The organism is Pantoea sp. AN62 (genome assembly GCF_050432985.1).
Classification (GTDB): Bacteria; Pseudomonadota; Gammaproteobacteria; order Enterobacterales; family Enterobacteriaceae; genus Pantoea; species Pantoea brenneri.
The window spans coordinates 46470-65927 of the sequence record NZ_JBNPYB010000003.1; the positions used below are offsets into that span (position 1 = coordinate 46470).

The window sequence follows — 19458 nt, forward strand, 5'->3', positions numbered from 1 at the left end:
TGATTTTAAGATGTGATACCGCTCTACATTTTTCTTCGCTAATCCCGCTAAAACTAGCCCAGCGTCTGAACAGGCTTTCAGCACATAGCACTCTAACGCACTGATTTATGGCTGTACCTACAAATGAAAAAATACTGGTAGCGTTTACACCGATTCGTTATTAGCAGTGAAAAACAACCTGGCACCGGAGAGCATCATGCATAAATTCACTAAAGCGTTCGCGGCCATCGGCCTGGCAGCGGTTATGTCACAATCCGCTATCGCCGAGACCATGAAGCTCGGTTTCTTAGTCAAGCAACCGGAGGAACCCTGGTTCCAGACCGAGTGGAAGTTCGCCGATAAAGCCGGCAAGGATTTGGGCTTTGACGTGATTAAGATTGCCGTTCCCGATGGTGAGAAAACCCTCAACGCCATCGACAGCCTGGCCGCTAACGGCGCCAAAGGCTTCGTCATCTGTACGCCCGATCCTAAGCTCGGCTCAGCGATCATGGCCAAAGCACGTGGCTATGGTCTGAAGGTGATTGCGGTGGACGATCAGTTCGTGACCGCCAAAGGCAAGCCGATGGATACCGTTCCGCTGGTGATGATGGCGGCCACCAAAATTGGTGAGCGTCAGGGTCAGGAACTCTACAAAGAGATGCAGAAACGCGGCTGGGATGCGAAAACCACCGGCGTAATGGCCATTACAGCGAATGAGCTGGACACCGCGCGTCGTCGCACCGGCGGCTCGATGGACGCGATCAAAGCAGCCGGCTTCCCGGCCGCGCAGATTTATCAGGTGCCGACCAAATCAAATGATATTCCGGGCGCGTTTGATGCCGGTAACTCACTGCTGGTCCAGCACCCTGAAATTAAACACTGGCTGATTGTCGGCATGAACGACAACACCGTGCTGGGCGGCGTGCGTGCCACAGAAGGACAGGGCTTTAAAGCGGCTGACGTCATCGGTATCGGCATCAACGGCGTCGATGCGATCAGCGAATTGTCGAAAGATAAAGCCACCGGCTTCTACGGTTCTCTGCTGCCGAGCCCGGATGTTCACGGCTATAAAAGCAGCCAGATGCTCTACAACTGGGTCAGCAAAGGCGAAGAGCCACCAAAATTCACCGAAGTCACCGACGTGGTGTTAATCACCCGCGACAACTTCAAAACCGAACTGGCGAAGAAAGGGCTGATGTAAAGCCTGCTCCTGCCGGTGTCTGAACACAACGGCGTCACGATATAGTCAGCCCGTGTATTTCGCGCCGCCACACTGCCGCCGGGCATTAACACCCGGTGCGGGCAAGCGGCGCGAAATAGTGAGGATAAACATGAACACTGATTCAGCATTTCTGTCGTTTCATGGCATCAGTAAAACCTTTCCTGGCGTGAAAGCGCTGCAGGATATCTCTTTCGACTGCCGCAGCGGTGAAGTCCACGCCTTAATGGGCGAGAACGGCGCAGGCAAATCGACGCTGCTGAAAATTCTCAGCGGCAGCTACCAGCCGAGCGGCGGCGAGATTCGGATCAAAGGCCAGCCGGTAAACTTCCAGCACACCACCGATGCGCTGGATGCCGGGGTGGCGATTATTTACCAGGAACTGCACCTGGTGCCGGAAATGAGCGTGGCGGAGAACATCTATCTCGGCCAGATTCCGCACAAGCATGGCCTGGTCAATCGTAAGCTGATGCGCTACGAGGCCGGTCTGCAACTGAAAAATCTCGGCATGGATATCGACCCGGATATGCCGCTGAAGTACCTGTCGCTCGGTCAGTGGCAGATGGTGGAGATTGCCAAAGCGCTGGCGCGTAACGCGCGCATTATCGCCTTTGATGAACCGACCAGTTCGCTGTCGGCGCGTGAAATCGACAACCTGTTCCGCGTCATCCGTCAGCTCCGTGAGGAGGGCCGGGTGGTGCTGTACGTGTCACACCGGATGGAAGAGATTTTTGCCCTCAGCGACGCCATCACGGTGTTCAAAGATGGCCGCTATGTCCGCACCTTTACCGACATGGCTAACACCCATCATGACGATCTGGTGCAGGCGATGGTGGGCCGCAACCTCGGTGATATCTACGGTTATTCGCCGCGTGAAAAAGGCGCGGTGCGCCTTGAGCTGGACCAGGTGGAAGCGAAGGGGGTGCGAACGCCGATTTCGCTCAAGGTCCACGCTGGCGAGATCGTTGGGTTGTTTGGCCTGGTCGGCGCCGGACGCAGCGAACTGCTGAAAGGGCTGTTCGGCGGCACGCGCCTGCGCGGCGGCCGGGTGTTGCTGGATGGCGAACCGCTGACGCTGCGCGAACCGATCGACGCTATCCGCGCCGGCATTATGCTGTGTCCGGAAGATCGTAAAGCTGAAGGCATCATTCCGGTGCACTCGGTGCGCGACAACATCAACATCAGCGCCCGGCGTCACAACCTTACCGCGGGTTGCCTGATCAAAAACGACTGGGAAAGCCGCAACGCCGACAGCCATATCCGCTCGCTTAACATCAAAACGCCTGGGGCAGAACAGCTGATCATGAACCTCTCCGGCGGTAACCAGCAGAAGGCGATTCTCGGCCGCTGGTTATCCGAAGAGATGAAGGTGATCCTGCTGGATGAGCCGACGCGCGGCATTGATGTCGGGGCGAAACACGAAATCTATAACCTGATTTACCAGCTGGCCAACGACGGCATCGCGGTACTGTTCGCCTCCAGCGACCTGCCGGAAGTGATGGGCCTTGCCGATCGCATCGTGGTGATGCGTGAAGGGGCGATTGCCGGTGAAGTGCTGCACGACGACGCCACGGAGCAGCAAACGCTGAGCCTGGCAATGCCAAAAACCACACAAGCGGCCGCCGTGGCCTGACAGGAGAGCAACATGGCTTCATCCACGACCTCAAATACGCCGCCGCCAGCGTCACGCAGCGGCCTGCAGTTTGGTCGCATCTGGGACAATTTCGGCATGCTGGTGGTGTTTGCGCTGCTGTTTATTGCCTGTGCGGTATTTGTGCCGAACTTCGGCTCATTTATCAATATGAAAGGCCTCGGGCTGGCGATGTCGATGTCCGGCATGGTCGCCTGCGGCATGCTGTTCTGCCTGGCGTCCGGTGATTTTGACCTGTCGGTCGCCTCGGTCATCGCCTGTGCCGGCGTGGTCACGGCGGTAGTGATCAACATGACCGAAAGCCTGTGGATTGGCGTGGCAGCCGGTCTGGTGCTCGGTATGCTCACCGGCTTTATCAATGGCTTTGTCATCGCCCGGCTGAAGATCAATGCGTTGATCACCACCCTGGCGACCATGCAAATCGTGCGCGGTCTGGCCTACATCTTCTCCGACGGTAAAGCCGTTGGTATCGAAGATGAACGCTTCTTCGCGCTCGGGTTTGCCAACTGGCTGGGCGTCCCTGCGCCTATCTGGCTGACCATCGCCACCATGCTGATCTTCGGCTTTCTGCTGAACAAAACCACCTTTGGCCGTAATACGCTGGCGATTGGCGGTAATGAAGAAGCGGCACGACTGGCCGGGGTGCCGGTGGTGCGGACCCGGATCATTATCTTTATTCTGTCCGGCCTGGTCTCGGCCGCGGCGGGCATCATTCTGGCTTCACGCATGACCAGTGGTCAGCCGATGACCTCGCTGGGTTATGAGCTGGTGGTGATCTCCGCCTGCGTGCTGGGCGGCGTCTCACTGAAGGGCGGTATCGGTAAAATCTCCTATGTAGTTGCCGGGGTGCTGATTCTGGGAACCGTTGAGAATGCGATGAATTTATTGAATATCTCGCCATTCTCACAGTATGTGGTGCGCGGTCTGATACTGTTAGCAGCGGTGATATTTGACCGCTACAAACAAAAGCATAAAGCCTGATTTGGCGAGCAGTTAACCCGCGGACGCATCAGGCGTCCGCGGGTGATCCGATCAATGACAGACTGAGTGAGGACGCTATGTATCACCGTGAATTACCGGCCGAGCAGCAAAATCCCTTACTGCCGGGCTATTCGTTCAATGCCTGGCTGGTGGCGGGGCTGACGCCGATTACCGCCGACGGTCCGCTGGACTTTTTTATCGATCGTCCGCACGGCATGAAGGGTTACATTCTCAATCTCACCATTAAAGGCAAAGGGCGGGTATTCGATGGCGAGCGGGCCTTTGACTGCGAGCCGGGCGAAATGCTGCTGTTTCAGCCTAAAACCGCCCACTACTATGGCCGCGCGCCTGACAGCCCACAGTGGTTTCATCGCTGGGTCTATTTCCGGCCGCGCGCCTACTGGCACGACTGGCTGCGCTGGCAAGATGAGCAGGAGGGCGTCGGCCGTCTGCTGTTGCCGGAATCGCTGCGCGGCGAATTTGATCGGCTGTTTGCCAGTATCGAACAGACCCATAACTCCGGCCGCCGCTTTGCGGAAGAGCTGGCGATGAACCTGCTGGAGCGCTTGCTGCTGCGGGCAGTGGAAGAGGATCCGCGCAGTCATCAGCTGATCCGCGATCCGCGGGTGATTGAAGCCTGTCAGTACGTCACCAATCATCTGGCCAGCGAAGTGAAAATTGAAGAGGTGGCGCGTCATGTTTGCCTGTCACCGTCGCGGCTGGCACACCTGTTCCGCGAACAGATGGGCGTTAACCTGCTGCGCTGGCGCGAAGATCAGCGGGTGATTCGCGCTAAACTGCTGCTGCAAACCACTCAGGAACCGATTGCTACCGTCGGGCGCGAAGTCGGCTACGACGACCAGCTCTACTTTTCCCGGGTGTTCCGTAAGCGGGTCGGCGTCAGCCCGAGTGACTTCCGTCGCCGCAATCAGGACGCGCACGACAACCTGGCGGCACAAACCGCCTGGCCGATGACACAGAGTGCTATCTCTTAGTTTTTTCGGGAAATTCCTCCTTGTCCTGGCCTGGTTAATAGTCTTAAATCAATCAGGTTAGCAACTAAGAGCCTATCCCGGTAGGCTATTTTATTTGTCAGTCTGTACCTGAACAGGGCTCACAATCCTGACGAACCCGCTGTACGCTCCGGTTACTCCGCGCTGTCCGGGTCCAGACTGTCTGCAATAATTACGCCTAGCGGGATAGGCTCTAAGAGGGATTAAAATGAGCGATAAACTGCGTGTTGGCCTGATCGGTTACGGTTTTGCCAGCAAAACGTTTCACGCCCCGCTGATTGCGGGCACCCCGGACGTTGAACTGGCCGCTATTTCCAGTAGCGATGCCAGCAAAGTCCACGCCGACTGGCCTGCGGTTCAGGCAGTGGCTGATCCTCAGGCACTGCTGGACGACCCGTCTCTGCAATTGATTGTTATTCCTACCCCCAACGATACCCACTTTCCGCTGGCGAAAGCGGCGCTGAACGCCGGTAAACATGTGGTGGTCGATAAGCCGTTCACCGTGACGTTGTCACAGGCGCGCGAGCTGGATGCCTTAGCCAAAGCGAAAGGGCTGCTGTTATCGGTGTTCCATAACCGTCGCTGGGACAGTGATTTCCTGACGCTGAAATCGCTGATCGACGCCGGTACGCTGGGAGAAGTCCGCTACTTCGAGTCGCATTTCGACCGCTTCCGGCTGGAAGTGCGTCAGCGCTGGCGTGAAATGAAAGGCGCCGGCAGCGGTATCTGGTATGACCTGGGACCGCATCTGCTGGATCAGGCCCTGCAGCTGTTTGGCCCGCCGGTGGCGATTAACGTCGATCTGGCCGAGATGCGGCCTGGCGCGCAAACCACCGACTACTTCCACGCGACCCTGACCTATCCACAGCGCCGCGTGGTGCTGCACGCCAGCATGCTGGTGGCCGCCGAGTCGCCGCGTTACACCGTGCACGGCACCCGCGGCAGCTACGTTAAATATGGTCTCGATCCGCAGGAAGATCGCCTGAAGTCCGGTGATTTCCCGCCGCAGGAAGACTGGGGTTACGACATGCGTGACGGCACCCTGACGCTGGTCGACGGCGATTCACTGACCGAAACCAGCCAGCTGACGCAGCCAGGTAACTATCCGGCTTACTATGCGGGCATTCGTGATGCGATTGCCGGTCGCGGCAGTAACCCGGTGACGGCAGAAGAGGCGATTCAGGTGATGGAGCTGATTGAGCTCGGACTGCAATCGGCTGAGAAACGGCAGACGCTGTCGCTGAAGCGCGTCTGATCGGTGAGAGCAATATTGGCTGCTTAATATTGCTGTAAGAGAGCTGACAAGTTCAAAAACGGGTAAGTCCGGCAGCAATAAATTTGCTCAACGCTCAGGGAACAGGGGTCAGAAGAGGAAAGCGTCCCAGCCATGGACAACAACACCGGGAGCGTTTTTGAACAACGCAAAGCGTTGGCCCGCTACGGGCGCACCTCAGGGTTGAGGTGCGTAATGGCGTGAGCCGAGCGTGCCAGGGATGGCGGCTTTTGCGTCTTTCCGATCTGACCCTGTTCCCTGCGCAGGCTCGGTCTTAAAGCCACTTGTCCTTTCGCGCGTCACCATAAAAACGGGCCGGATAACCGGCCCGTTTTTTTGCTTTAAAGCTACCGTCTTACTGCACGCGGGTGCGGACCGCGGCTTTCTCGGCGTCGCTAAGAAACGCGATGGTCAGACCATTTTGCTGCGCCTGACGAATTTGCGCCGGGCTCAGGCCGGCTGCCGGTGCGGCATGGTGATACTCATGCGCCAGTTCAATGCCCTGAACCGCCGGGTCATCAGTATTCAGTGTTGCCAGAATGCCGTGCTCAAGGAAGGCCTTCAGCGGATGCTGCGCCAGTGACGCCACGGTGCTGGTCTGAATGTTGGAGGTCAGGCAGGATTCAATCCCGATGTGGTGCTCTGCGAGGAAATCCATCAGCGCCCGATCTTCAATCGCCTTGACGCCGTGGCCGATACGCTCGGCACCCAGCTCACGAATCGCCTGCCAGATGCTCTCCGGCCCGGCGGCTTCACCGGCATGCACCGTCACCCGGAAACCGGCATCGCGTGCCTGGGTAAAGTGGCTGAGGAACTCGCTGCCGGGGAAGCCCAGCTCATCGCCGGCCAGATCGACGGCGGTGATGTGATCGCGATGCGCCAGCAGGCCATCCAGCTCGGCCAGGCAGGCCTCTTCACCGAAGGTCCGGCTCATGATGCCAATCAGGCGCACGTCGATATTGTGCTGCTGGCAACCGGCTCTGACGCCATCAATCACCGCTTCGACCACGCCGGCAATCGGCAGATGATGGGTCATCGCCATATAGCCAGGTGAGAAGCGCAGTTCCGCATAGTGAATGCCAGCGCGGGCCGCATCTTCAACGTTTTCCAGCGCAATACGGCGGCAGGCATCGAGGTCGCCCAGCACCTTCACGCCCCAGTCGAGTTTTTGCAGGAAGCTCACCAGGTCAGGCTCATTGTCGCCGACCTGCACATGCGGACGCAGGGCCTCCAGCGTGGTGGCGGGCAGGGCAAGATTAAACTGGCGACCTAAATCAAGAATGGTTTGTGCACGGATGTTGCCGTCGAGATGGCGATGAATATCGGTAAGAGGAATGGTGGTATCGATCATGGTGCACTCGCTCAGTGGTGACTAAAGTGCATAACATTATAAAAATATCTTGCGCAACAGCGCCAGCTATTTGCGCAACAACCGGCCCGGATGCTGTTTAATTACCCATAACCGGCCGGTGATCGCCGACAAATAGCCTGGCTTCAGGCGGACGAGGCGTGAATCGCGGCAATCAGCCGGCTGACGCCATCTTCGACCTTACTGCGCGGACAGCCTACGTTGAGGCGCAGGAAACCCTGGCCAGCACTGCCGTAGGTTGAGCCGGGCATGATCGCCACGCGTTGCTGGATCAGCGCCTGCTGCAGCGTCTGTTCGGCGATGCCGAGCGGATTAAGATCGATCCAGGCGAGATAGGTCGCCTGAGGCGGCTGCCAGTTAAGCGACGGAAAGGCGGCGTTAAGGCGGTCGGCCACCAGGATCAGGTTACCTCTCAGATAGTCACGCAGCGCGTCAAGCCACGGCGCACCGTGCCGGTAAGCGGCAATGTGTGCGGCAACCGCGAGCACCGCCGGTGAGGAGAGTCCGTCGGCGTTTTTAAGCGCCTGAAACCAGGCCGCCCGATCGTCTGGCTGCGGAATAATGCCCCAGGCGCCGGTCAGCCCCGGCAGGTTGAAGCTTTTCGATGCTGAGGTAAACAGCGCCCAGTCGCCACGCGCCACGCGGGCCCACGGCGTATGTGGCCGATCGCCGACCATCATATCCATATGGATCTCATCACTGATCACCCGAACATGGTGACGCTCGCAGAGTTCAGCCATCTGCTGCAGTTCGGCTGCCGTCCAGACTTTACCAGTGGGATTGTGCGGGCTGCACAGCAGCAGGATTTTGCAGCGCGGACGCGCCAGCTTCGCCGCCAGCGCCGTCATATCACAGTGCCACTCCAGGCCCACCCGCTGCAACGGCATTTCCAGCACCTGCCGCTGGTTGCCGTACACGGTTTTGTAAAACGCATCGTAGGCCGGCGTGTGGATCAGCACTTCATCGCCCACCTCGCTCCAGTGCCGGATCATCTGCGCCACCATGTAGATCACCGACGGCCCATATACCAGCGTATCGGGCGACGGCTGATAGCCGAACCGGCTGTTCATCCAGTGGCAGCAGGCCGACAGAAACGCATCATGCTGCCAGCGGCTGTAGCCGAATACGCCGTGATCGAGGCGCTGACGCAGCGCTTCAAGCACTACCGGCGCGGTTTTGAAATCCATATCGGAGATAGTGAACGGCAGCAGATCGGGCACGCCAAAGCGATCGGCCACAAAATCCCACTGGGTAGACCAGCTGCCACGGCGATCGATAACCTCATCAAAATTAAACATTGCGGCTCCCGGTACGTTAAGCGGTGACGTTCATCAGCGTCGACAGTTCGTCTTTCACCGACTGCACCTGTGGCCCGATCACCACCTGCAGGCTGCTCTTATTAAGGTGCACCACGCCAATCGCGCCGTTGGCTTTCAGCGCCGCATCGTTGACCTTGCTCATATCGGCGATGGTCAGACGCAGACGCGTCAGGCAGTTATCCAGTGAGGTGATATTTTCCACCCCGCCCAGCGCCGCCAGAATGGCCGGTGAGTTGTAGCCCGACTTGCCTTTACCGGCATTGCTGACCTGTTGTGCCAGTGCGCTGGCACTTTCGACTTCACGGCCCGGCGTTTTGATATTGAAGTGCAGGATGGCGAAACGAAAGATCAGGTAGTAACCGGCAAACCAGATCGCTGCCACCACCGGTACCCAATACCATTTGGTCGACAGGCCGTGCAGCACGCCAAACACCACGAAGTCGATAACGTTACCGTCGGTGTTGCCGATGGTCACGCCCAGTATCGCCATCAGGCTAAAGCCGACGCCGGTTAACAGCGCATGGATCAGATAGAGGAACGGCGCGACAAATAAAAACAGGAACTCAATCGGTTCGGTGGTGCCGCCAACCACACAGGCCACCACGCCGGAAATCAGTAATCCTTTAATTTTATGGCGGTTTTCCGGGCGGGCGCAGTGATAGATAGCCAGCGCAGCGCCAGGCAGGCCACCCAGGAAGGCCGGCATTTTGCCCTGCGACAGGAAGCGGGTGGCGCTTTCGGCAAAACCATGAGTCTCCGGACAGGCCAGCTGTGCCTGGAAGATGGTCAGGGCGCCGCTGACGCTTTTGCCGCACACCTCAAGCGTGCCGCCGGCATCGGTAAAGCGCATGATCGCCACCAGAATATGCTGCAGGCCAAACGGCAGCAGTAAACGCTCACCGGTGCCAAAGATCATCGGACCGAAATCGCCCGCGCTGTTGATCATCCAGCCGAGTCCGGTAATGCCGCGAGCAAAGAAAGGCCAGATCAACGGGACCACCAGTCCCAGCACGCCGATCACCAGCGTGGTAATGATCGGCACAAAGCGGGTACCACCAAAGAAAGCCAGCGCATCGGGCAGCCGGATGTTATGAAAGCGCTCATGCAGCCAGAACACCACAATGCCGACAATCACCGCACCCAGAATGCCGGTATCAATCGACGGGATACCGAGTATCGACTGGACGTTGTTGGCTTTCAGCACTGCGGCATCGGTGGTAGGCAGAATGCCATTGATATTGAGCCAGAAGTTGATGCTGAGGTTGAGCACTGCATAGCCAACAAAGCCGGCAAATGCCGCCACGCCTTTGTTTTCACGCGCCATGCCGAGCGGGATCGCCACGGCAAACATCACCGGTAAATAACTAAAGGCGAAGGAGCCGAGTTTCGCCATCCACAAAAACAGATACTGCAGCCACGGCTGATCCAGCATCGGTAACAGCGTCAGGACATCATGGCTGCTCAGCGAACTGCCGATACCCAGCATGATGCCGCAGAATGAGAGCAGGGCAACCGGCAGCATAAAGGTTTTCCCCAGGCTCTGGAAAAACTCCCAGACAGACATTTTTTGTTGAGGTGCGGGCATGATGACTCCGGCGGCAGTTAGTCACAGTGATAAAGTGAGCAGATGATAAAACGTTTTATCAGAGTGATGTGCGCGCTGAATCACACTCTTCCGGCCAGGGCTGATATTATTTTTCGGCTTTAAGGTGTAACGTTTTATCCTCTCTTCCGGCGTTTTTATTCGGGCAAGTAACGGCATGAGCAGAATTACCATCCATGATGTGGCCGCCGCTGCAGGCGTTTCGGTCACCACCGTCTCTCTGGTGCTCTCCGGCAAAGGGCGGATTTCTGCTGAAACCATGGCGCGGGTTAACCAGACCATTGAGCAACTGGGCTTTGTGCGCAACCGCTCGGCGACCATGCTGCGCGGCGGTGAAAGCGGAGTGATAGGACTGATCGTCCGCGATCTCAGCCAGCCGTTTTACGCGGAAATGACCGCCGGACTCAGTGACGCGCTGGAAAAGCAGGGCAAATTGTTGTTTCTGACCCAGAGCGGCCGCCAGGGCCAGCAGCTGGAGCGCTGCTTCGAGTCGCTGGTGGCGCAGGGGGTTGATGGCGTGGTGCTGGGCGGCGGGGCGGATAAGGCCGACAAAATAGTGGCCCGCGCCCGTGAGCTGAACATTGCGCTGGTCTGCGCCGCACGTGCCAGCAGCCTGGAAGAGGTGGATGCGATCCGACCGGATAACGCCCAGGCCGCGCGTCTAGCCACCGAATATCTGATCCGCCAGGGTCATCAGCGCATCGCCTGGCTGGGCGGCCATAGCGCATCGTTAACCCGGGCAGAACGTCTTGGCGGCTATTGCGCCACGCTGCTGCAATATGGTTTGCCGTTCCGGCCCGAGTGGATTATTGAGTGCGGCAATACGCAAAAAGAAGCAGCCGAGGCGGCGGTCCAGCTGCTGCAACAGCATCCCCGGCTGACGGCGATACTGGCCTACAATGCCAGCACGGCGCTGGGCTGCTATTTTGGTCTGCTGCGCACCGGCCGGACGTTCGCCCGCGGCGCGGTCGACAGCTACTATGGACAACAGCTGGCGCTGATGGGGTTTGGCGATGAACCGCAGGCTGAGCTGACCGATCCGCCGCTGACGGTTGTCACCAGTTCGGCGCGCGAGATTGGCCGCGTGGCGGCAGAACGCATCCTGCAACGTCTGGCGCAACCGGATGCCGCACGGCAGAATGTGATTATGCCGCCGCAGCTGATTATTCGCGGCTCAGCATAAAAAAAGGCGACGCCAGCATTAACCCTGGCGTCGCCTTGTTATCACCGCTCAGCCGTTACTGCGGCATGCCTTCGCTGGTCGGCATACCCAGCATGTAGCGTGACATAAACTGCTCCAGCGTCATCTTGTCGCCGTTCATATTCACCTGGCCGTTAGCGTACTGCAGGCTGGTGACGATGTTGTTATCCTGCTGCTGGGTCAGACGGAACATCTGTCCCATCGCCGCCAGACCTTTAACCTGCTGATCGGCCAGCTTCTGTGCATCATCTGCCTGATAACCTTCCGCCAGACCCACTTTGTGCATGGTTTCAGTCGCCATCGGCATGTTGATGATCAGTTTCGCATCCAGCGTTTTCAGCACCCGGTCAACCATGGCGTTCAGCGTTTGCGGTTCGCCGGTCACGGTAGCGGGATCGTTAAAATTCGCCGTCAGATTAAAGGTGCTTTCACCTTTATCATTCTTCCAGCTCAGCGGGGCGATGCTGATCGAAGGCGATCCTTTCAGCAGAACCGGCAGGTTGCTCATCAGGATAGCGTTGACGCCCGCCTGGTAGCGAATCGGATCGTCCGCCAGGCCTTTCTGGCTGGTGAGATCCTGCATCTGGGCGTTGTAGCGATCGGAGAAGGCTTTTACCGCCTGCGCATCGAACTGCGACAGCTTCATCTTCAGTGCCGCCTGACCAAAGTCCTGTTTCTGCAGCTGAACGCTGTCGACTTTGTAATCAATGTTGCCGCCGATCTTACCGGCACTGTTATCGAACGAAGAGGAGCCCTTCATCTTGTGCAGCGTCAGGGCATCCTGACCGTTAATGCTGGCGTTGACCTTCTCAACATCGATCGACTGATCGCCGACCCGCACGCCTTCCGGACTCAGATGGGTATTGCCGTTGAGCTTCAGGCCATTGACGGTGAACAGCACCGGCTGACCCATCTCATTTTTGCTGGTCAGCGCCAGGCTATCAACGTCACTTTCCAGCGAGACTTTATCGCCTTTATTGTCGGCACTGACGTTAAGCGTGCCGCCATTGGTCGCCAGACGCTCGCCGGTTTGTGCATTCTGATAGTCGATCGGCAGAATACGCAGCGCGGTATCGGTCGCGCCGCTGTAGCCAATGCGGGTATCGGCATTGATCAGCGATTTATTTTGCGTCAGTTCAAACAGCTTCTTCACCGCATCGGTGTTGGCCAGTTCGCTGTGCACCGAGGCCATGCTCGGGATCAGGTTGAAGTGCTTCAGCTGCGCAAACGGGAACGGGCCGTGATCGATGGTTTCGTTCAGGATCACGCTCTGACCCGGCTTCAGCAGGGCGTTATCTTCCGTCTGCGAGCTGGCCTGAATCACCAGGTTGGCTTTGCTGCTGAAGACGCCGCGCTGATAGTCCTGGTAGCTGATCTTCAGTCGGCTGTTCGGGGCGTAAGCATTCAGCTGGGTATTGGCGTTCTGCACCAGCTGGTCCATGTGTTTTTCGAGCTGCTTGCCGGTGAACCATGCCGCGCCGGTCCAGATTACGCCCAGCGCGATGATCACGCCCACGGCAACGTTGGTCTTTTTCATTGCTGATTCGTCCTTATCCTTGAGTCCGCTTACGCCGCAGGTTTGACCCGACGACTGAAGAAAAAACGCCCGCAGGCGTTTTAAAAGCTAATAGGTTGAAATAATAGCAGTTAACCGCAGGTCCGTCAGCCGCATCACCCTAACTCGTTAAATACCCGCGCCAGCCGGCCGGTTCCGGCCACCGTCACCGGGGCTTCGCTGGCGGCAACAAAACAGGATTCGCCCGGTTGCAGCGTCAGCTGCTGCTGGTCTTTTGCCACCACCGCCTGTCCTTCGATGCAGAACAACAGCGCCGCGCTCTGCTGATCCAGCGCCTGCGGTTGCGCACTCAGGGTATGGATAGCAAAGGCGAAATCGTCGACCGGAATCGGAAAAAGCAGGGTGCTGCCATGCTGCTCCGGCTGCGTCAGCAGCGCGATGGCGGGCTTCTCGTCAAATTTGAGGTTGGCTATCAGTTCCGGGATATCGATATATTTCGGCGTTAAGCCGGCCCGCAGCACGTTATCGGAGTTCGCCATCACTTCCAGCGCCACGCCTTTCAGGTAGGCGTGCGGCGTTTCAGCATAGAGGAACATCGCTTCGCCCGGCTGCAGGGTAATCACGTTGAGCAGCAGCGGTGAAAACAGGCCGCTGTCGTCCGGGTAGTCGGCAGCGATTACGCTAATGGTCTGCCAGGGTTCGCCCTGCTGGTGACCGAGCACCGATTTCAGTACCCCAAGCGCCAGCGATTTGGCCTCGCCGTCGAGCGACAGCAGGGTAGAAAACAGGGTCGCCAGATTATCCCGATCGGGATGCTGCAGGAAATGGGCAATCTGCGGATGCGCACCGGCAACCGGCTCAAGCAGCGAAACCATTTCGGTCAGCGGGCGGAAACCGTTCATCGCCTGGAAGGGCGTCAGGGCATAGACCAGCTCGGGTTTATGGTTGGCATCTTTATAGTTGCGTTCGGCGGCACCCAGCGGAATGCCGGCGGCATTCTCACGCGCAAAACCGGCTTCAGCGGCGCTTTTGCTGGGATGTACCTGAATCGACAGCGGCTGATCGGCGCACAGCACTTTAAACAGGAAAGGCAGTTCACCGAAGCGTTGTGCCACCGCATCGCCCAGGGTGGCGGTCGGGTTGGCGTCAATCACCTCGCGCAGCGAGCGCGAACTCCCCTGGTCGTCAACGGTAGACGGACTCTTCGGGTGCGCCCCCATCCACAGCTCGGCCATCGGTAACCCTTGCGGATTCACAATGCCATACAGTTCGGTTAAGGCTGTTTTGCTACCCCACGCGTAATTCTGCAGCGAATTGTTCATTTTTTGCATTATATAACCCTTCATCACGGGATGTTATTGGCGCTATTAAAGCAGAAAGTGCCAGGGAAAATACATATCAAGTGCAAAAGGACGCTAAGCTCTCATAATGTTAAATTATTGTATGTCATTATCTTGCCCGCCCGAATGTCGCCCACAGGACGATGCGTTGGGCGGGCAATCACTTCAAACAGAGCGAAGGAGACGTATTCATGGCAGCCAACCGCATTGAGAAAGATTCAATGGGCCCCATTGATGTACCGGCTGATAAACTGTGGGGCGCGCAAACGCAGCGCTCGCTGGAACACTTCCGCATCTCAACAGAAAAAATGCCGACCGCGCTGGTTCACGCGCTGGCGCTGACCAAACGCGCCGCTGCCGCCGTTAACCGCGACCTGGGGCTGCTGCCGGCCGAGCGCGCCGAAGCGATCATTAACGCGGCGGACGAGGTGCTGGCCGATAAGCACAGCGACGAGTTCCCGTTAGCCATCTGGCAGACCGGGTCCGGTACCCAGACCAACATGAACATGAATGAAGTGCTGGCCAACCGCGCCAGCGAAATTCTGGGCGGAGAGCGTGGCATGTCGCGCCTGGTCCATCCGAATGATGATGTTAACAAGAGTCAGAGTTCGAATGACGTCTTCCCGACCGCGATGCACGTGGCCGCGGTCATCGCCCTGCGTGAGCAGCTGATCCCGCAGATTCAGGTATTAAAAAAGACCCTGAGCGAGAAGTCAGAGGCGTTCAAAGATATCGTCAAAATTGGCCGTACTCACCTGCAGGACGCCACGCCGCTGACGCTCGGCCAGGAGATTTCCGGCTGGGTGGCGATGCTCGAACATAACCTGAAGCACATCGAGCAGAGCATTCCGCACGTGGCGGAACTGGCGCTGGGCGGCACTGCCGTCGGCACCGGCCTGAACACCCATCCGGAGTATGCGGTTCGGGTGGCGAAAGCGCTGGCCGATCTGACTCAGCAACCGTTTGTCACCGCGCCGAATAAGTTTGAAGCGCTGGCAACCTGTGATGCGCTGGTTCATGCTCACGGTGCACTGAAGGGGCTGGCGGCCTCGCTGATGAAAATCGCTAACGACGTGCGCTGGCTCTCCTCCGGTCCGCGCTGCGGCATTGGTGAAATCGCCATTCCGGAAAACGAACCAGGCAGCTCGATCATGCCAGGTAAAGTCAACCCGACCCAGTGCGAAGCGATGACCATGCTCTGCTGTCAGGTGATGGGCAATGACGTGGCAATCAATATGGGTGGCGCGTCCGGTAACTTTGAGCTGAACGTGTTCCGTCCGATGGTGATCCATAACTTCCTGCAGTCGATTCGTCTGCTGGCGGACGGTATGGATAGCTTCAATCATCACTGCGCGATTGGCATTGAACCGGTTCGCGAGCGTATCGAACAGCTGCTGAATGAGTCACTGATGCTGGTGACGGCGCTGAATACCCATATCGGTTATGACAAAGCGGCCGAAATCGCCAAGAAAGCCCATAAAGAGGGGTTGACGCTGAAAGGCGCGGCGCTGAAGCTGGGCTATCTGACCGAAGAGCAGTTTGATGCCTGGGTGCGTCCGGAAGAGATGGTTGGCAGCATGAAGTCGTAAGCCGTCTGCTGTACAAAGGCCAGCGCGTGCTGGCCTTTTTTATGGCTTAAATCGGGCAGTCGACCCACAGATGCAGCCGCGGGATCAGCAGGTTAAGCGGCTCGGCGGCTGGCTTATGGCGATAGGTAATGTTATCGGCATCGTAATTCAGCAGTTCACCCAGCACCGGCACCTGGCTGCGGTCGCGGCAGATCACCAGAATCGGCGATGGACAGGCCAGCTGCGTCTGCTTTTTCTGTTCGGCACGCCAGACCCGTGCCACCGGCTGGACTTTCACCGGTCGCTTAATTTTCAGCCGGGCCGAGGCGGGCAGGGCGCGCACGCTGGCTAACTCCTCCTGCACTTTTTCTGCCCACTGTTCGCGTGACCACGGCGCCTGCGCCCGTCCGGCCTTCAGGCTTTTTTCCAGCTGAGCGATCACCTCTTCACGCTGCATATTTTTGATGATGTGCTTATTCGCCCAGCCAAAACGCAGGCTGTCCGGTGCGCTGAGCAGGGTGATAGTGCGATAGGCATTCAGGGTAATCAGCCCGCGCAGATGCTGGTGGACAAATTCGAAGCGTGCCTCGCTTGGCAAGCCGGACTCAACCGTAATCAGCTGCTCCAGTCGTGCTTTAAGCTGATTGATGCTGTCGACCAGCGCGCTGATTTCCGCCTCACGCTGCTCATCGCACTCAATGCACAGCGCACCCGGCAGTCGGACCGCCGCCTTGGTGCTGAGCTGCTCCGACTGATGCTGCATGAACAGACGGCAGTAGTGGTTCAGCGCCAGCGTTAAGGCGTGCTGCCCCAGATGCTGCTCCACCGCGATTTGAGTAATCGCCTCATGCTCACGGCCTTTCACTATCGGCGGCAGGCTGAATACCCGGGCAATCAGCAACGGCTGGGCCTCAATCTGCTGGCGCAGCTCGCCCAGCGCCTGTTCTAAATCGTTTACGCATTGATGCATATCTGACACTAAGTCGTAGCGCGCCATGTTGAGCCTCCATAGTTACAACGTACATAATGTGGCAGAAGCGGTGACTGGACGCAATAGCGACACTAGTTACAACATACTGTTAGTAATACCGTTAACAACCGTGCCGCCATCCGGGCGTAAGCAGGCGCAAAAGGCGGCATGCATTTTTCCTTATCTCAGAACATGTTATAAAAATGGTTTGCCCGCTAACGGATAGCTGATGTGAACCAGACCAACAAACCCGGCGTCGCCGCCATTATTACGCTCGGCGCGATACAGATACTGTCGTGGGGTGGATCGTTCTATCTGATGGCGGTGATGGCGAACCCGATCGCCATGGAAACCGGCTGGTCGCAGCAGTGGATTTATGGCGCGCTGTCGACCGGCATTCTGGTGTCAGGACTGCTGGCGCCGCTCAGCGGCCGGATTATTGCCCGCACCGGCGGCCGCCTGCTGCTGGCGATGAGTGGGGCGGTGATGGCGCTGGGGCTGGTGATCATGGCTTTCAGCTATCATCTGCCGCTGTTGCTGTTCGCCTGGGTGATTATCGGCGTCGGGATGGCGATGGGGCTGTATGATGCGCTGTTTGCTACCCTCGGCACCTGTTATGGCGCTCAGGCGCGTGCAGCGATTACCGGCATTACCCTGATTTCCGGCTTCTGTACCACCCTGGTATGGCCGGGCACGGCGCTGTTGATTCACGCCCTTGGCTGGCGGGGCGCTTGTCTGCGATTGCCGGGCTGTTAACGCTCTGCGTGCTGCCAGCGTATCTGTATGCTTTACCGGCAACGCGGGCGTTAAGGCCGGTTAACACCCGTAGCCCGCAATCGTCCTCCGCTGAAATTGCCCCAGGCCTGTTCTGGCTGCTGTGCGCCATCTTCACCCTGGCATCGGTAATCATGACCGCCATTTCCGTGCAGCTGATTACCCTGTTGCAGGCCAGTGGCCACACGCTGACCTCGGCGCTGGCGATCAGCGCGGTGCTGGGACCGTGTCAGGTGGGGGCGCGGATTGTCGATGTCGCCTTTAAGCGCAGCCATCCGATTCGCACCACTTTTTTCTCGGTCGGCCTGGTGGCGCTTGGCTTGCTGTTGCTGGCACTGGCACCGCAGATGGCGCTGCTGAGCATGGTGCTTTACGGCGCAGGAAATGGTTTACGTGCCATTGTGCGCGGAACTTTACCGCTGGCGATGGTCAAACCAGAGTCTTATGCGATTGTGGTGGGCCGGATGGCCCGCCCGGCGTTGATGGGACAGGCGCTGACGCCGTTGATCGGCGGCTATGTATTTGAAAGGATGGGGGGTTCAGCAACACTGTGGTTGCTTTGCGCGTTAGCAATCTTTAACGTGGTGTTGGTGATGATACTGAAACACCGGTTACCCGCCGCGCCAGCCGACATCGCGTAGCATGCTGACTGCGCGGAACGCCGATGACGCGGGCTGTTAGCAGGCTAAGCACCTTGTGCTATCAGGCTGCCGGCTTTGGTGAATACGTGCCTTGTCACCGCTGGCTTGCTTCTAAAAAGCAACAGTGTTTGTTATATTTATTGCTCATTGATTGTTCACTTATGCGGCAATAAAACAATAAGATGCACCGCAACTCAGGATAAAGAAATGCTTGATTACCGCTTCCCGACAGCTTTGCAAATGGTTCTGAGCGTAGCGATGGCGGAGCAAATGGGAAAACGCTCTACCAGCGCGATTCTGGCCTACGGGTTGGAAGCGAATCCCAGTTTCATTCGAAAATTAATGGTCCCGCTGACCCGTGACGGCATTATCGTCTCGACGCTGGGTCGTACCGGTTCGATCCATCTGGGTCGCCCCGCAGCAGAGATTACCCTGCGGGACATCTACGTCTCGGTCATTGAAGACAAAAAAATCTGGGCGGCGCGTCCCGATGTCGCGCCACGTTGCCTGGTCAGCGCCAATCTCTGCTGGTACTTCAAATCGATTGCCGATGAAGCCGAGCAGGCGTCGCTGGACGTGCTGGCGAAACGCACCGTCGCAGATGCGCTTAATGAGTTGAAGAAACGCGACACCAGCAACTGCACGGCGGTTCCGGAACCGGAGCCCGATGAGATTGATGATCTGTGTAAAAAAGGCCGCTGATGCGGCTTTTTTTATGCCTGCAAAATCATTTATTCCGGTCAGTTATGATTGAAAAACAGACAAAATAAACATAAGTGTTGTGTAAGGCATCACTGTTGTTATGATGAGTGACGGTTGAACTGAAGCGAGGGATCGCGATGAAATACAGTGAATTTCGGCGCTGGCTGTTACAACAGGGCGCCATTTTAATAAAGCACCGTAGCGGAAGCAGCCATTTCAAAGTGTTTTTGGGCGCGAGGCAGTCTGTTTTTCCCGATCACGGTGCAAAGGAAATGCCCGAGGGAACCCGCAAAAAATTTTAAAGGATCTGGGGCTGTAATCCTGAGATTGATGAGGTAA

15 protein-coding genes and 1 pseudogene are annotated in these 19458 nt (G+C 57.7%); 10 read left to right on the top strand and 6 right to left on the bottom strand.

Annotation, left to right across the window (positions count from 1 at the left end; translation table 11 throughout):
* Positions 1-196: 196 nt before the first annotated feature.
* The 5 genes from FHW04_RS04660 (at position 197) to FHW04_RS04680 (ending at position 6098) form a co-directional block, all read left to right on the top strand.
* Positions 197-1180: an arabinose ABC transporter substrate-binding protein gene (locus tag FHW04_RS04660; protein ID WP_031377611.1), complete on the top strand. Its 984-nt coding sequence runs from the start codon at positions 197-199 to the stop codon at positions 1178-1180.
* Positions 1181-1310: 130 nt separating this feature from the next.
* Entirely contained in the window at positions 1311-2831 is a 1521-nt protein-coding gene (gene araG / locus FHW04_RS04665; RefSeq protein ID WP_031377612.1) for an L-arabinose ABC transporter ATP-binding protein AraG, read from the top strand.
* 12 nt (positions 2832-2843) lie between these two features.
* Positions 2844-3830 (top strand): L-arabinose ABC transporter permease AraH, encoded by a 987-nt coding sequence (gene araH, locus FHW04_RS04670; protein WP_031377613.1) that lies wholly within the window; start codon positions 2844-2846, stop codon positions 3828-3830.
* 77 nt (positions 3831-3907) lie between these two features.
* Positions 3908-4825: an arabinose operon transcriptional regulator AraC gene (araC, locus tag FHW04_RS04675; protein ID WP_046288339.1), complete on the top strand. Its 918-nt coding sequence runs from the start codon at positions 3908-3910 to the stop codon at positions 4823-4825.
* A gap of 226 nt (positions 4826-5051) precedes the next feature.
* Complete coding sequence (locus FHW04_RS04680; RefSeq protein WP_089561521.1) at positions 5052-6098, top strand: oxidoreductase; 1047 nt, start codon at positions 5052-5054, stop codon at positions 6096-6098.
* 373 nt (positions 6099-6471) lie between these two features.
* Here FHW04_RS04680 and add read toward each other — a convergent pair whose 3' ends face one another.
* From add to malX, 3 genes are all read right to left on the bottom strand, one after another.
* Positions 6472-7467, bottom strand: a complete 996-nt coding sequence (gene add / locus FHW04_RS04685; protein ID WP_089561522.1) for an adenosine deaminase — start codon at positions 7465-7467, stop codon at positions 6472-6474.
* A 143-nt stretch (positions 7468-7610) separates the two neighbouring features.
* The gene (locus FHW04_RS04690) at positions 7611-8783 is read right to left on the bottom strand and encodes a MalY/PatB family protein (RefSeq protein WP_089561523.1); all 1173 of its coding nucleotides are present in this window, start codon (positions 8781-8783) and stop codon (positions 7611-7613) included.
* 16 nt (positions 8784-8799) lie between these two features.
* Positions 8800-10389 carry a maltose/glucose-specific PTS transporter subunit IIBC gene (gene malX, locus FHW04_RS04695; RefSeq protein ID WP_031377616.1) on the bottom strand — a complete coding sequence of 530 codons (1590 nt, stop codon included), beginning with the start codon at positions 10387-10389 and terminating at the stop codon, positions 8800-8802.
* A 175-nt stretch (positions 10390-10564) separates the two neighbouring features.
* Here malX and malI point away from each other — a divergent pair, with 175 nt between their 5' ends.
* Complete coding sequence (gene malI / locus FHW04_RS04700; protein WP_031377617.1) at positions 10565-11590, top strand: Mal regulon transcriptional regulator MalI; 1026 nt, start codon at positions 10565-10567, stop codon at positions 11588-11590.
* 55 nt (positions 11591-11645) lie between these two features.
* Here the strand turns inward: malI and FHW04_RS04705 are convergent, their stop codons facing one another.
* Together FHW04_RS04705 and manA are read right to left on the bottom strand one after the other, a co-directional pair.
* A complete protein-coding gene (locus tag FHW04_RS04705) occupies positions 11646-13145 on the bottom strand; it encodes a YdgA family protein (protein WP_031377618.1) in 1500 nt (499 codons plus the stop codon).
* Between the two features lie 134 nt (positions 13146-13279).
* The gene (gene manA, locus FHW04_RS04710) at positions 13280-14455 is read right to left on the bottom strand and encodes a mannose-6-phosphate isomerase (protein ID WP_089561524.1); all 1176 of its coding nucleotides are present in this window, start codon (positions 14453-14455) and stop codon (positions 13280-13282) included.
* Positions 14456-14655: 200 nt separating this feature from the next.
* On the opposite strand from manA, the gene fumC reads away from it, so the two are divergent.
* Positions 14656-16053: a class II fumarate hydratase gene (gene fumC / locus FHW04_RS04715; RefSeq protein ID WP_046288337.1), complete on the top strand. Its 1398-nt coding sequence runs from the start codon at positions 14656-14658 to the stop codon at positions 16051-16053.
* Between the two features lie 46 nt (positions 16054-16099).
* Here the strand turns inward: fumC and tus are convergent, their stop codons facing one another.
* On the bottom strand, positions 16100-17029 hold the full coding sequence (tus, locus tag FHW04_RS04720; RefSeq protein WP_046288336.1) for a DNA replication terminus site-binding protein: 930 nt from the start codon (positions 17027-17029) through the stop codon (positions 16100-16102).
* Between the two features lie 204 nt (positions 17030-17233).
* On the opposite strand from tus, the pseudogene FHW04_RS04725 reads away from it, so the two are divergent.
* The 3 genes and pseudogenes from FHW04_RS04725 (at position 17234) to FHW04_RS04735 (ending at position 19421) form a co-directional block, all read left to right on the top strand.
* A pseudogene (locus tag FHW04_RS04725) lies at positions 17234-18417 on the top strand (MFS transporter).
* 207 nt (positions 18418-18624) lie between these two features.
* Positions 18625-19119, top strand: a complete 495-nt coding sequence (locus tag FHW04_RS04730) for an RrF2 family transcriptional regulator (protein WP_031377621.1) — start codon at positions 18625-18627, stop codon at positions 19117-19119.
* A gap of 137 nt (positions 19120-19256) precedes the next feature.
* The gene (locus FHW04_RS04735; protein WP_089561525.1) at positions 19257-19421 is read left to right on the top strand and encodes an mRNA interferase; all 165 of its coding nucleotides are present in this window, start codon (positions 19257-19259) and stop codon (positions 19419-19421) included.
* The last annotated feature ends 37 nt before the right edge of the window (positions 19422-19458 follow it).